This window comes from Acinetobacter zhairuonensis (assembly GCF_022601715.1).
Classification (GTDB): Bacteria; Pseudomonadota; Gammaproteobacteria; order Pseudomonadales; family Moraxellaceae; genus Acinetobacter.
On the sequence record NZ_JAKVIM010000011.1, the window covers coordinates 120,490 to 134,168 of the forward strand.

At 33.9% G+C, this 13,679-nt stretch carries 12 protein-coding genes and 1 pseudogene; 6 read left to right on the forward strand and 7 right to left on the reverse strand.

Annotation, left to right across the window (positions count from 1 at the left end):
* Nucleotides 1-61: 61 nt before the first annotated feature.
* A pseudogene (locus MKI85_RS10560) lies at nucleotides 62-277 on the forward strand (transposase); the annotation flags it as partial.
* A 176-nt stretch (nucleotides 278-453) separates the two neighbouring features.
* Here the strand turns inward: MKI85_RS10560 and MKI85_RS10565 are convergent.
* The 3 genes from MKI85_RS10565 to MKI85_RS10575 form a co-directional block, all read right to left on the reverse strand.
* The gene (locus MKI85_RS10565) at nucleotides 454-1,380 is read right to left on the reverse strand and encodes a hypothetical protein (protein WP_241627596.1); all 927 of its coding nucleotides are present in this window, start codon (nucleotides 1,378-1,380) and stop codon (nucleotides 454-456) included.
* A gap of 510 nt (nucleotides 1,381-1,890) precedes the next feature.
* The gene (locus MKI85_RS10570; RefSeq protein WP_241627598.1) at nucleotides 1,891-2,442 is read right to left on the reverse strand and encodes a TIR domain-containing protein; all 552 of its coding nucleotides are present in this window, start codon (nucleotides 2,440-2,442) and stop codon (nucleotides 1,891-1,893) included.
* Between the two features lie 19 nt (nucleotides 2,443-2,461).
* Complete coding sequence (locus tag MKI85_RS10575) at nucleotides 2,462-4,519, reverse strand: TIR domain-containing protein (protein WP_241627599.1); 2,058 nt, start codon at nucleotides 4,517-4,519, stop codon at nucleotides 2,462-2,464.
* Nucleotides 4,520-4,883: 364 nt separating this feature from the next.
* On the opposite strand from MKI85_RS10575, the gene MKI85_RS10580 reads away from it, so the two are divergent.
* Complete coding sequence (locus MKI85_RS10580) at nucleotides 4,884-5,336, forward strand: TIR domain-containing protein (protein ID WP_241627601.1); 453 nt, start codon at nucleotides 4,884-4,886, stop codon at nucleotides 5,334-5,336.
* A gap of 3 nt (nucleotides 5,337-5,339) precedes the next feature.
* On the forward strand, nucleotides 5,340-5,963 hold the full coding sequence (locus MKI85_RS10585; protein WP_241627603.1) for an Nmad2 family putative nucleotide modification protein: 624 nt from the start codon (nucleotides 5,340-5,342) through the stop codon (nucleotides 5,961-5,963).
* Here the strand turns inward: MKI85_RS10585 and MKI85_RS10590 are convergent.
* Both MKI85_RS10590 and MKI85_RS10595 read right to left on the reverse strand, forming a co-directional pair.
* The gene (locus MKI85_RS10590) at nucleotides 5,955-6,665 is read right to left on the reverse strand and encodes a dCTP deaminase domain-containing protein (RefSeq protein WP_241627605.1); all 711 of its coding nucleotides are present in this window, start codon (nucleotides 6,663-6,665) and stop codon (nucleotides 5,955-5,957) included. The two genes, MKI85_RS10585 and MKI85_RS10590, sit on opposite strands and share 9 nt — an antisense overlap.
* Nucleotides 6,666-6,667: 2 nt before the next feature.
* Entirely contained in the window at nucleotides 6,668-8,008 is a 1,341-nt protein-coding gene (locus tag MKI85_RS10595) for a hypothetical protein (protein WP_241627607.1), read from the reverse strand.
* A gap of 272 nt (nucleotides 8,009-8,280) precedes the next feature.
* On the opposite strand from MKI85_RS10595, the gene MKI85_RS10600 reads away from it, so the two are divergent.
* Both MKI85_RS10600 and MKI85_RS10605 read left to right on the forward strand, forming a co-directional pair.
* Entirely contained in the window at nucleotides 8,281-9,324 is a 1,044-nt protein-coding gene (locus MKI85_RS10600) for a nucleotide kinase domain-containing protein (protein WP_241627609.1), read from the forward strand.
* Between the two features lie 939 nt (nucleotides 9,325-10,263).
* On the forward strand, nucleotides 10,264-11,205 hold the full coding sequence (locus MKI85_RS10605) for a carbon-nitrogen hydrolase family protein (RefSeq protein ID WP_241627610.1): 942 nt from the start codon (nucleotides 10,264-10,266) through the stop codon (nucleotides 11,203-11,205).
* A 254-nt stretch (nucleotides 11,206-11,459) separates the two neighbouring features.
* Here MKI85_RS10605 and MKI85_RS10610 read toward each other — a convergent pair whose 3' ends face one another.
* Together MKI85_RS10610 and MKI85_RS10615 are read right to left on the reverse strand one after the other, a co-directional pair.
* Nucleotides 11,460-12,317, reverse strand: coding sequence for a hypothetical protein (locus tag MKI85_RS10610; RefSeq protein ID WP_241627611.1), 858 nt, complete (start codon nucleotides 12,315-12,317; stop codon nucleotides 11,460-11,462).
* Nucleotides 12,286-12,516, reverse strand: coding sequence for a hypothetical protein (locus MKI85_RS10615; RefSeq protein ID WP_241627612.1), 231 nt, complete (start codon nucleotides 12,514-12,516; stop codon nucleotides 12,286-12,288). The genes MKI85_RS10610 and MKI85_RS10615 overlap by 32 nt, the downstream gene beginning before the upstream one ends.
* 783 nt (nucleotides 12,517-13,299) lie before the next feature.
* Between MKI85_RS10615 and MKI85_RS10620 the strand changes: the two genes are divergently transcribed.
* Nucleotides 13,300-13,679, forward strand: a 380-nt coding sequence (locus MKI85_RS10620) for a radical SAM protein (protein WP_241627613.1), incomplete at its 3' end; no start/stop codon positions are given.

Below are 13,679 nucleotides of genomic sequence, written 5' to 3' on the forward strand. Positions count from 1 at the left end.
AAGCTACTGATAAGGGCTGATTCAATACTATAATTCTCAAATGAATTAGCCCACACCTAAAATCTATCGTACAACCAATTGGTTCTCTTATAACAGAGCATAAATAAATCGAGGAAATGTCTCAATTTGGCTTGATCCCAAAACACAATGGTACGCTCAACCAAAAGGCAAACATGGTTGAAATCAAACTTATTCAGATACATCCATCCAATGCTGTCTCATGATTAAATCTCTATTTCAATTGTCTTTACGCATGGTCACGGGCTTTGTTCAAAGTCCATTCATCTTTTCAGATTAGATTAGAACATTATAAAATGCTATTTTTAAGTAAGCTGGGCTTCAAATTAATGAAAAGAATTATAAAAATACGCACATACTGAGAACTAATATATCTGAAATGCCTAGTGCTACTGAAACAAAGTTGCTGTAATTAGAATAAAAGGTTTTATATTCTTAGACTTTTAAATAAAGATGATCAAGACAGTTTATTTTTAAATGAAAATCTTTATTACTATTTAATTCAGCATGACCATAAGCATACCACTTGATTTCAGCTTCCGTTTCCATTTGTTGCTGAAGAATTTGTATTATGTTTTTATGGGCTTGCGGTGAGTTATCATTAAATTGAGCTGTATCAATAAACAAACGGACATTAATGTCTTTTTGTTCTTTTGTTATATATGCTTTTCCAGTAATAAGAAAATTCTCTCCATCTAAAGAAACTTTACCTTGCGCATTGTAAATACGTCTTCTATAAAAATTGATATATTGGGGACGCATAAAAGCATCTTCATAATTTGTTTGGTCTTCTAAAAGAAGAGGCATATTGGCCCAAACACTTTTAATCCAGTTCCAGCGTTTTGTCTCATATGCTGGATCAGGGAATTTTTGATAGCCATCTTGTATGACACTTATTCTTGCATCTATAAAAGGCTTTAATAAACTAGAACTTGGAGTGTTTCGTCCTCGGTTTCCGATGTTTTTTCTTTTAATCTCAATTTCCTCTAGTGAAGGTGGACTAATGGGGATACCTTGGACCGCAGTATTAACTATTTTGGGTGCTTTGCGTGGAACTAATGCTTCTGGATAGGAAGACATTGTCATTGGCTGAAATTTAGACTTTGGTTTTTTATTCAGTTCAGCATTGGAAAATATTGGGGTCCCATTACACCCATTTAAATGTGGTATTTTACTGTAATATTTAAAATGTGGTGAACGTACAATTTCTTCATTTGTATCAATATTGCAGCCAAATAAAGGGATATCACAGAACGGACAGAAAAATTGTGTATATAAAGTTCCATAATTCAAAAATTCTGTACGATAATTCCAAGCAGTATCAATTTCACCGCCAATATGAGTAACTGCAAGTTCTGACATGAATGCTTTTCTCAAAGTTAAATATAAATAATTAATATATAGAATATTTTAAAAAATGGAAATTATAATATTAATTTATATTATTTTTATTCTTGTATAATTTTCTGGCGGATTTTTTAAAATGATATGGAGTTTGTTGTATAGTAATGCTTAAATAAAATATCAGTTTGATGTCAATTCGAAAGGGTTATTAAATTGCATAGAGTGGCCATATGGTAATGAAAATTCTAAGACTTAACTGTTTGAACCTAATCTAAGTCCATCCTTAAAATGAAAATTAAGTTTTTAACGGATATTAGTAAGAATTTGTAGAAATGGTGAATTAAAAGATGGAATAAAAATTACTTTCTGATTCTTATTTTTTTTAAATTAGAGAGAGTTTTTTTGGGAATACTTTATAAATACTATAGGTTTTAAGTGATAATTAACTAATTAAGATTTAATGACCTAATTAAGATTTAATGACCTAAAATTAAGTTTTTAGGTCATGTTTAAAATAGTAATGATGCTTTAATTTTCCCAACTCAATCTATTGTCAGAGCAATTATTAATATATAAATCACGACTATTGCTAGGAAGAATAGTATTGCGTCTTAAAAAAGCTTCATGTATCCATTTCTGGACTTTTTTAGGATCATTATTCCAATTGTAAATAGATGCAAAACCACAATTTAAATTATCATATAACCTAGGAGGGATAGTATACTGATTATATTTTGAGGTACTTCCTCTAGGATAACTTGGCAAAATTATACCAAGCAGACCTGAGCGAGAGTTATTTTTTGTACTTCGGATACTCGATGAAATTTCCCAATCTACATGCTTGCGCTTCCAAGTTTCACTACCAATTAAAATGACTGTAACAGTCGAGTCGGATAAATATTCATCACGGATTTTTTGTCTTATTGTTTCAGTCTTTAAATTAATATCAATGTCACCTATCTGAACTGATTTAGAAACAATAATATCGTGTCTATCAGCAAATAGACTTTCAAACTTATCTCTGTATTCTTGATCATTAGCATGGTGATAACTAACAAATACTTTATGTCTTTGAGTCATGAAGTTGCTCCTTCAGGGCTTATTGAGAAGTTGAGATTGCTGTTAAGCCTTTTAGTATTAAGTGAACAGCTTCATCTATGAATGGAGTAATCATTAATCTTTTGTACTCCTCTGTGCTAAGTCCAGTATTATTAGCTAAAATTTCTATATTAGTAGAATTAATTAGATTCTTAACTTCACTATAGTCTGCTCCAAATCCTTTACTTGTAGAAATCTCCTGTAATTTTGCATAACCTGCATTATTCTGGATTTGCCATTCTTCAGTTAATTCTGGTGCTAGCTCTTGATTTATAATAGATGTGGTAATTTTGTTTGTTATTCCGCCAAATCCACCTAATAAATAAATAGGTTTTTGAATTTTCATAGAAATTATAAATTCTTCTAATACACCAGGCATCTTTCCTTTATAATCTGATGACTTACCTGCAGAAATTATTCTTAAATCAGATTTTCTTATAGAAAGTTCCCGCATATTAGTTAAACTTCTAGACCAAATATATAGATTTTCAGAACAATTTGGTGGTAAAAAAACTTCATTATTTAGGGGTATATCATTTGGGGCATCATACTCTTCAATATGTAAAATACCATGGTATTTGGCCTTGAAACTCTTTACTTTGGGATCTATAAAAAGAGGCCATGCTAAATGATTTTCAACTCGTAGTGAATTGTCCATTATTCTATTTTGAATAATTAAAGCCTCATCAAGAATAAACTGTGTAAATCCATCTTCACGAAGATCACCACCATATATTAATTTATGTTTTCTGGATAATAAGTGACCGGCTAAAACTTGAGATAACCTTTTCAGTTCATCAATATGCTGGTTCTGTTTTTCATATTGATCCTCTTTGTAGTCTGAAATGGAAATTCCAATATTTTTACTTGATTGTTTTATATCGGAAATAGACCATAGAGGTGTTCTAGCTTGTATTTTGTTTATGATTTCTCCATCCGAGGATTTACTTTCGAAATGGTTAATCCAGCTAATTTCTTCTGGATAAACAGGAGGTTCAGGATAACAAATATTGAGAACTTCTTGTCTATCTTTATCATCTTTGTTTTTGAGCAATGTAATAATTTGATTAACCTCTGGAGGTCTTGAAAAAATTACTGAGTTTTCTGGAATCCAATTTTGCTCTTTATAGTAATCCAAAAGTATCTTTGAGTAATTGAACCTAATAGTTTCTAATAATGTAGCAATTAGAATTCTTAAAATTTCTTTACTTCTAATACTAGTATCATGTGAAACATGTATGTTGGGAATGTTTACTGCGGCAGGAAAAATCCGATCCTCATAGTGTTCTAGGGTATTTACAAAAACAATAGGCCTTCTTTCCTCTTTTGCCATGAGAATTTCTCTTTGACACCAATAGCGTGAGGAATATTTGTCGCTGCCTATTGCAATTACAGTAGACTCTTTAAGGTTTTTTACTATTTCTTCATCGAAATTAAAACAAGGCGAAATATCAGTAGTATCAAAAAATCTTTGTATAGATGTATTATCAATAAAATTCTTAATTTCCATAGCTAAGCCAATACCTTGAACATCAGCTTTTGCATGGCTAAGGAATATTTTCAATGAAGAGTCTATACCTGTTTTAGTAGTGCTTGTTTCATTAAATCCTAAACGATAAATTTCATGCGATAGCATTAGAATAAAAAATTCTTGGTAATTTACTTGTGGCCAATTATAAGCACGTACAAAATTTTTATCCTTTAAGAGACCGTAATTAGCATGTTTTAATGCCGACTCGTCTAGTGCTACTGGAATAATTCCAAATTCTGAAGAAATATTTTCGATATATTCATTCCAATTACTATTTATTAAAGTATTTTCACTCAGAAACAAAAAAACAATGTTTTTTTTGGCCCATTTCTTTATTTGATTTGGAACTATTCTTATATTCCTTGAACTATATAGAAAAGTCGGAATGTTTAATTCTCGAGAAAAAGGTCTGTCAATGTCTCTAGTTAGATATTGCCGAAATTTAGTAATATTTTGAAAATGGGTGGAATGATCATCTGGATGCCAAACGAAGTTTATGGCTAATGGTGGTCTATACTTAGAGTTCATTTTGGATTTTTGCAAATTAAATTATTTGTATATTATACGTTAAGCAATAATTTTTTGTTTGGTTGAATTTTTAGTATTACTTGCAACTAAAGTTTAATACGTAATACATTATATTTGTTAGAAATTCTTAATTATATTGTTTTTTTAAAATGAAATTTAAATATTTTTAGTAGTGGATTCTTAACTTTTACTTAATTAAATATTAACTCTCTTTATTTTTATGGGAAAAATTAACTTTCATCAGTTAATTCCTACTATATTTTTTTAATTTTTTGATTCTGTACTATATGATGTTAGAGTGGTAATCTTCATATGGTTTAATTTTTCCTCAATTTTGTAACTAAAACTTTAGGTATATTTAAATATGGCAAGAAAAAATATCTTTATAAGTCATGTTCATGAGGATGATGATGGACTGAGGAAAACTAAAGATTTAATAAAAATGAAAGGTTTTGATGTAAGAGATTTCTCTATTAATTCAAGTAAACCTAATAGTGCTAAAGCTGAAGATTATATTAAATATCAAATTTTAGCCCCAAGAATCAGACAGTGCTCTACGCTTATGGTTTATATAACCCCTAAGACTAAAGAGAGTCATTGGGTTAATTGGGAAATTGAGTACGCGCAAAAACTAGGTATAAGAATTGTCGGAGTTTGGGCACATGGCCATCAAGGTTGTGATGTACCTAAAGAATTAGAAAATTATGCTGATGCTATTGTTGGTTGGAATAGCGCATGTTTAGTTAAGGCAATAAATGGTGAAAATTCGTTTGAGGGATATAGTTCGCCCAAAGTTGCTAGATATTTATGTGGTTAATATATGAAAATTATTTCGTATGTCGTCAGAAGGGACTATGGTTTCGCTCCTAACCCTTTTTTTGAATATTGTACTCTAGCTACATGCAAGCCAGATATTAGAAAAAGTGCTTTAGTTGGAGACTGGGTTATTGGAACAAGTTCTATCTCATCTGGAAGTAGAAATACATTAGTATTTGCAATGAAAGTTACAGAAAAAATAACATTTAATGAATACTGGTATGATGAGAGGTTTGTTAATAAAAGACCTATTTTAAACCAAAGTCGAAAATTTCAATATGGTGATAATATTTACCATAAGGAAGGTGATGAATGGCTTCAGTTACCATCACATCATTCAGAGGAAGATGGTAGTTTTAATTATAAAAATATAGCTACTGATACTAAAACTGACAATGTATTAATTAGTTCTCATTTTTACTATTTCGGTGGCAATGGTGTTTTAATACCTTCAGAGCTTTTGGGTATTATAAAAAAAGGTCCGAGTTGTAAGTATGTTGATAATAGGTTACATGATTGTTTTTTGAATAATTTTATTAATAAATTTCCATTGGGTTTAAATGGTTCCCCTTTTGCTTGGGAAAAGCTACACAAAGATAGAAATCTTCAGCTATTACTCTCATTTTAATAGTCGGATAATGACTATTACTAATGAGATAAAAGTAAAAATTAATAGTCCTGTACGAACTAGTAATTTTCCTTCGATAGCATGTACTTCTTTTTTTATTTCTATTATTTCCTTATTATATTTTTCTTTAAGTTCTTCAATCTCTTTCTTAAGTTTAAAGGGCGAAAATATGTCACCAGTCATATCTGTAACTTTGTCACTAGAAATACTAGTTATTGGGTTATCTTTTTTTACATATTTATTATTTGCATAATTTCCATTGAATATACCTTCTTGATCTAAGTCAGCATACCAAATTAAGGCAAAAGGGTTTCCCTTTTCAAGAACAATATCACTCGGGCCTGCATTATAAACTGAAAAAGTTAGCTTTCCTTTCCAACCAGGATCGACATGGAAGCCAGAGACATTAATTAGACCTTTATACTTATATTTTGCTTTAAATGATATAAAAGCTATATTTTGATAGGGTACATGTACTTCTTCTTCGGTAATCAGAAGAGCAAACTGTCCTTTAGGAATTATAAACTGTGGCTCTTCGACTGTAAGTGTTTTTTTAACTTTAATATCATTTTCAGAATTAGGAGTAATATAAACTTCAGTCCCAATGGTTAATACTAAAGAGGCGCAGTCTATTGCCGTATCTGGATGATATGGAACTAAAGATTTCTTTTTACTATATAGTTTGTTACCACTCCAGAACATTTCTAAATAACCTTGTAGCCATCTTTATAATTTCCAAATTCTTCAAAATATTCGTGTCTTTCCTCAACTTCGTGCATTCTGTCAGCAATAAGGTTTTCAATGCCTTCAATATCATAAATAAAACAGAAAGTTATAAGGATTTCAAATATATCAAGTACATACTTATTGAAATTTTGTCTAAAATCATGTTTTTCTACGTGATCTAATGATTCAACTGTTTTTAATATTTTACTAGCAAGAATGCACATATCCATTGCTAAATCTAGGCCGTGGCTTGCTTTTTCATTTGTATATGACTTTCTGTTTAAATAATCTTTAGCTATTTCATTTCTGAGTTCTTTAAGGCTCGATAGCACAAGATACTTCTGGTCTAAATGTTTACTTAGTCGATGTACGAAAATATTTGCATATGAAAAGTTGATAATTAAAGAGTCTATTACATACTTTTGGATTTTTACATTATCTATATCTGGATTACGCATGACTTCTAGTATTTGGCCACTATATTTCCCAATATGGGCGGCCATATGCTTTGCTTTGCTTTGCGTACTTAAAACCCAAACATCTTTATGATATCTGTCATCATGAGACATTTGTTTTATTTCAAGTTCTTTGAGAATTTTTTGAGCTGACATATGCAAAAAACCAAACCTACTCTTAGCACGCTCTATAAGATAACATAAATTTTCATGACCCTTTACATCTTGAGGCAGATTACTTGAGCCCTTAACAAGAACAGAATGTTTTTCGTAAAAAATGCATTCGGTATTTTTTTCTAGAAGATAGATGCAAAGATATGGAAATGAAGTTAGAAGTAGCCAAGTAGAAAATAGAAAGAAAGCTAAATATATAATGAGAATGTGATTGTTTGACGATGCTGGGTAGAAAAATACTATTAAAACAGAGACTAAGCTAAGTAGGAAAGGAAAGAAAATTCCTCTTTTTAGAACATTATTTTTTTGTTCTAAAATTTGCAAATAATTATTGCCTTCGATATCAGGTACTTTTACTAAGTTTCCTGTATAGTTAAAAAGATACATTACATAATTTATGTTGTGAATCTCACGTTTAAGACAGTATGCAATAAACCTTCCACTAATGTTTGGGAGTTTGGCTATATTTTGTGCATATAGTTCTCTTCCTTGAAGATTCAGGTTGAGAGTAGATTTGGAGAATTTTGTTTTAAATTCTTTTAATAATTTTTCCTGTTCTAAAAGTTGATTTGACGAAATATTTGTAGAGTAGCGCTTAAAAAGAAGCTGTATCCCAAAAGCTAGATAGCATAGGAAGGGGGATATAAGGATGTAATTTATAAAAAAATAAAGAGATTCCTCAAAACTCATTTGTAGCTATATCCATTTCACAATAGTTTTTGTAAGTGAGAATTTTATACGATTTAGAAAATAAAAATAACCAGCTAATTAAAGTAATTGATTTTAAAAAAACAAGCTTTTTCTGACATAAGTTGCTATTTCCAAGAGAAGATATTAGCAAGCATTATTTTATTTCAAAAAACTGCGGTACAATAAGAGGTTTCTTAATCATATACTCCCACGAGCTTTTCGGCTCATGGGAGTATATGATTTTCGTCCTAATTTGAATTGAGCCGGAAGTCGTGATTCATAAAAAGCAGCAAGTGAACTCTTCTTTAAAAGAGGGGGGGGGCTATCCTAATTATTTAAAATCATTAATTATTTCTCCTGTTTATGAGACTTACTGGGATTTTGCTTGTAAAAGGCAGGATATTTATTTTAGTAGATTAAATAAGAAAAGTATGCCATGGACTGACGATCCTGTACTTAAAGTTCATAAATTCACAAATGCATATCGTGCTGCAGATCGTGTAAGTCAATATTTAATCAAAAATGTAATTTATCGAGATGATCTACTAAACTCTGCGGAAGAAATTTTTTTTAGGATTATGCTCTTTAAACTTTTTAATAAAATAGAAACTTGGGAACTTTTAGAAAAAAGTTTTGGAGCAATTACTTATAAGGATTTTAGCTTTCAAGCGTATGACCATGTTCTACAGGTTGCTATGGAGAATAAAGCTAGAATATATTCTGCAGCATATATTATGCCGCCGGGTAGTAAGGCTTTTGGTTTTGCTAAAAAGCATCAAAATCACTTGCAATTATTACAAAAAATGATGGATGACAAATTGGCTGGGAAGTTAGTCAAAATTAATAAAATGAAGGATGCATTCGAACTTATTAAAAGTTATCCAACTTTAGGAGATTTCCTAGCGTATCAATTCGTGACTGATATAAATTATAGTGAGCTTACAGACTTTTCTGAAATGGAGTTTGTTATACCTGGTCCCGGTGCCCGGGATGGCCTAAGAAAATGTTTCAGTGGTAAGTCAAATATGAATGAGCAAGATTTAATTAGATTTATGGCAAACCATCAAGAGCAAGAGTTTAGTAGGTTGGGGCTTGATTTTAAATCTTTATGGGGACGACCTCTACAGCTGATTGACTGTCAAAACCTATTTTGTGAAGTTGATAAATATTCTAGAATGGTTCATCCAGAAATTGTCGGGATATCTGGTAGGACACGTATCAAACAGAAGTATAGTTGTACAGGTGATATAGAGGCTCCATGGTTTCCACCTAAGTGGAATATAAATGAAAAAGTTGCTCAGACTTTGATCATTTGATCGTGGTCAATTTTTCATAAATTAAAAGCATGTAGCTTAGTTTTTTACACTAGCGGTTAATTACTCCAAATTTACACCATTATTTATTTTGTTTTTATTAAGTGTTTGAATTTTTTTAATTAATTTTTTTAGTTGCTCCAATCCATCATCGGGGCAACAGATATACGCGGAAGCTGGGAGATATCAGCGTTCGGTTTTAACTCAGACATGCAAGAACCTATCAGAACGGGCTGCCCACACGGTTAAGATAAAAGTGAGGACAAGCACAACAGAATTTAACGAGATGAAGGGGCGATATAGTGCAAAAAATACGATAAAAAGGCAAGAAATAGCCGCTAAGGTTTTGTTAATTGTCGCTTGCAGTATTGAGAGGCAGGCTAAATAAGTGGAAAGTTAGCTATCGTGTAGTGGATTCGAAAGAAGCAAACAGGCTTCCTGACTTACTTTAAAATTAGAACATTACATTCAAAGTAGTGAGCTGAAAACTGGCTCAAGAAAAGCAAAGTCGAAACACGAGAACCCCCTCAATGATTCTACTTGGCAAAGCGCATTGTTCTGACTCCTCAGATGTCATCAAAATATTAGGATGAACTTGGGAACGCATACGGAAGGACAAACGCTGTTCGTTGCGCTTAATTAAGAAACTGCCACTTACACATCCGATTATTACAATAAATCAAATTAACGCATTGAGCTATGAAGATTAAATAATGATCGGATCGTGACTTCATACTTTTATCTTGTAGCAATCAAAGAGATTAGATTGAGTAATTTTGTTGGTGGGATATGTACTGAGGAGTAAATGATTTTGATATAATTTGATTAAATAATGATCATTTTTATAAAAATAGTCGTTTTATTCCATTTTAATCTGTTGGCAAATGTGTGGCAGAACTTGCGTTACACAACCTGAGTCAGCAATTGTTCACTGGAAACGCTATGATGAAAATTGCAGTAGCTCAAGTCGCACCAGTTCTTTTAGATAAAGAAGCCTCGATTGCCAAAGCGGTGTCGATTATAGAGGAGGCTGCGAACAGTGGGGCTCAGTTGGTGGTACTCCCTGAATGTTTTATTCCTGGTTATCCAAGCTGGTCGTGGCGGCTGAAGCCAGGTGCAGATATGGGCTATTACAATGATATTCACGCCAGCTTATTGAAAAATGCGGTAGATGTTTCCGCAGGTGATTTGTCGGTACTTCTTCAGACCGCGAAGGATTGTTGCATCTCGGTAAGTATCGGATTCAATGAGCGAGAGGGTGATTTCTCAAGGGCAACGATCTTTAACAGCAACGCGCTTATCAGCCACGAAGGCAAGTTACTTAATTTACACCGCAAGCTTATGCCGACCAATCCAGAGCGAATGATTCATGGAATTGGTGATGCACGAGGGTTACGCGTTGTGGATACGCCAGTTGGGAGAGTGGGCGTGCTGATTTGTTGGGAAAGCTACATGCCGCTCGCCAGATATTCGATGTACGCACAGGGAATTGATATTTATCTAGCACCAACGTGGGACAGTAGTGACCTATGGCAAAGCACGTTGCAGCATATTGCTCGAGAAGGTGGATGTTACGTCGTTGGTGCGGCGAGTTGCATGTATGGAAAAGATGTTCCGTCTAACTTCCCGCATCGTGAGAAGATTTTTCCTGATGAATCAGAGTGCATTAATCCAGGCAATGCCAGCGTTTATGCACCAGGTGGTAAGTGCATCTCGGAACCTCAAGGCGGTGTAGAACGGCTCTTTTATGTAGAGATCGACTCCGCAATGGCGGCAAAAGCACGCAGAAGCCTTGATGCCGCGGGGCATTATAGTCGAAGCGATATATTTCAATTGGAAGTTATTCGGAAAGCTTTTCCACCGATAAAATTTCATGATGATTAAGGCATTAGATTGCCGTGGTCGAAGAATAGGTATTAATGCACGCTATTTAATTCCTTATAGTCATGCTTAGCTCTGCAATAGATATTACGTGATAAATCTATCTTGCCAAACGATCATGCTTGGGGGCTTAGGTTGCACAGGGTCAGAAGTTATTTTCGTTTTAACTCTGAAAAAAATGAGATGAAGAATTGAGAGGATCATCAAGTCGGTATTTGAGGGAAAACCGTCAGGTCGAAACCTGACGGAATGAACATTTAGTTTTTCAGATCAATCACGACTTTCTCGATTTCTCTAGTGAACTTGAACGGTGCTTTGTAATCGCGCACGATTGGAGTACCTGTATCTTCACCAATGTCCAAGGTTTCATCCATACTGATGCGAACAGGGGCAGTTGCATCGATACGACCCTTAGAAACTTCTTTGCCATCGACAAAGATCGTTGCTTGTCCGCCTTTACCCACACCACCTCCATCATAGGCAAAGTCAACTTTAATGGTGTGTTTACCCGCAGACAATTTATTTGGTGCTTGTACTTTGGATTTGTCTTTAGGGTAGAGTGAGCGCGCGGATAGGAAGGTTGGTTTACCATCCATTAGTAACAATGCATTGCCATCGAAGTAGCCGCCTTGCGTCATCAGAATACCATTCGCGCCACCATCAGGAATGGTCACATCAGCAGTGATGCTATAAGAACGGTTCTTCATGTCGGGTGCCATACCTTCTGTAATACGCGTGGTTCCTTCATAATAGGTATATGAAGTTCGACCGACGTTATGCTGAGGACGGTTTGCTGGTTCGGCACGTTCCACATAGCGGTCATCCAACGGGAAGACTTTGTTCTTTTCTGCTTCTTGCATAAAGAGTTTCTGCATCGCAGCTAACTTTTCAGGATACTGCTTAGCTAAGTCTTTAGATTGGGTGAAGCCTTCTTTTAAATTGTAAAGTTCCCACTTGTAATCGTTCACAGTGGCTGGTTTTTCAGCCAACTTGTTGTTCCATGGACCTTGTACTGGCGTGGTATTCGCCATCCAGCCGTCATGATAAATGGCACGGTTGGCAATGATTTCAAAGTATTGTGTTTTATGTTGCTCTGGAGCCTTCGATCGTCGCATCAATTTTGCCCATCTTTTGATAAGGAGTAATAGGGATCACAGTACGGTCAAATGTCACATTTCCTGCGGCTTGTTTATCAACCTCGGCTTGAGTGGGGCGTGCCATGGCTTGAGCTAAGGGAAGTAAGGTAAACGTGAGCGTGAGCACGCCAGTATTAAACTGTCTAAGCCCATAAAGAAAGGGTGATCTTGGATTCATATGAAACTCCCATTTATTATAATTCACTGTAATAAAAATAAAGCGATAGATGCATAGCGGTGTTAGTTATACGATGTGTTGTTATGCAAGGTTGTTATAAATTAACCACACGATAAAATTAGCACAAATTATGATCAAACTATAGCTGTTTAAAATAGATGATCTAAAAAAAATAAGCGACTCCAGCGGCTCTGTTGAATCTCTAAAATTTTAATCAAATTCAGGTTTTAAAACGCTTAGATGAAGTGGACGGATCCAATTGAAAAGTGAGTCCTGAATTTATAAGGTTTTTGATGGTTAATACGATTTATGCAGAGCAGATTTATTGAGATAAGAAAGTAGACATGACAAAAATGGGGTTTAAAACGTTGAAGCATGAGTAAAGATATTAATCACTCAATATTTCGACAAAAGATGCGTACATGAGGCAAGGCACAATATTGAAAAAACTTGTTGTAGATCTTAAGCATTATTATGGATTGCAAAGTTTGATCAATCGTCACGCTATAATCGAAAGATAAGAAAGTTGCTTTTTCACATAAAATAAAAACGTATATTAAACAATCAATCAGGACATACTTTTGTATAAGCCATCAACGGATGGAAGGCAGACGGTATTTGAATAAGTGACTCATAACCATTATTTTTTGTTATTTAAAGGTCATAAAAGCTTTACGGATCATACAAATAAGACCTTGCTCACATTTGGGGGTTTGTTTAGTATCAAACATGAAAATAACCATTTACCTATAAGATGATAACAACTTCGGGGAAAATAACGAGATGCGCATCATACCTACCCAAGCCGAATCCCCAGTATTAAGAACCATGCAATTGCAGGGGGAGACCTATCGTTATCATGTCATGATTAAGCCTTCAGGCGCACAGTGTAATTTGGACTGTAGTTACTGCTTTTATCTGCATAAACAAGACATGTTGCATCAGCCAAAAACGCCACGTATGGCAGAGTCGATGCTTGAGTTGCACATCAAACAATATATTGAAGCGCAGACTGGCGATGAAATTGTCTTTAGTTGGCAAGGTGGTGAGCCGACCCTGATGGGCCTAGCATTTTTTGAACGCGTGGTTGAGCTACAGCAAAAATATAAAAAGCCAAAGCAGCGCATAGAAAATGACTTGCAAACCAATGGCACTCTACTGGA

Coding starts and splice junctions, on each gene's coding strand:
- MKI85_RS10565 (WP_241627596.1), bottom strand. CDS start 1,380: ATGTCAGAACTTGCAGTTACTCATATTGGCGGTGAAATTGATACTGCT.
- MKI85_RS10570 (WP_241627598.1), bottom strand. CDS start 2,442: ATGACTCAAAGACATAAAGTATTTGTTAGTTATCACCATGCTAATGAT.
- MKI85_RS10575 (WP_241627599.1), bottom strand. CDS start 4,519: ATGAACTCTAAGTATAGACCACCATTAGCCATAAACTTCGTTTGGCAT.
- MKI85_RS10580 (WP_241627601.1), top strand. CDS start 4,884: ATGGCAAGAAAAAATATCTTTATAAGTCATGTTCATGAGGATGATGAT.
- MKI85_RS10585 (WP_241627603.1), top strand. CDS start 5,340: ATGAAAATTATTTCGTATGTCGTCAGAAGGGACTATGGTTTCGCTCCT.
- MKI85_RS10590 (WP_241627605.1), bottom strand. CDS start 6,665: ATGTTCTGGAGTGGTAACAAACTATATAGTAAAAAGAAATCTTTAGTT.
- MKI85_RS10595 (WP_241627607.1), bottom strand. CDS start 8,008: ATGAGTTTTGAGGAATCTCTTTATTTTTTTATAAATTACATCCTTATA.
- MKI85_RS10605 (WP_241627610.1), top strand. CDS start 10,264: ATGATGAAAATTGCAGTAGCTCAAGTCGCACCAGTTCTTTTAGATAAA.
- MKI85_RS10610 (WP_241627611.1), bottom strand. CDS start 12,317: ATGCGACGATCGAAGGCTCCAGAGCAACATAAAACACAATACTTTGAA.
- MKI85_RS10615 (WP_241627612.1), bottom strand. CDS start 12,516: ATGAATCCAAGATCACCCTTTCTTTATGGGCTTAGACAGTTTAATACT.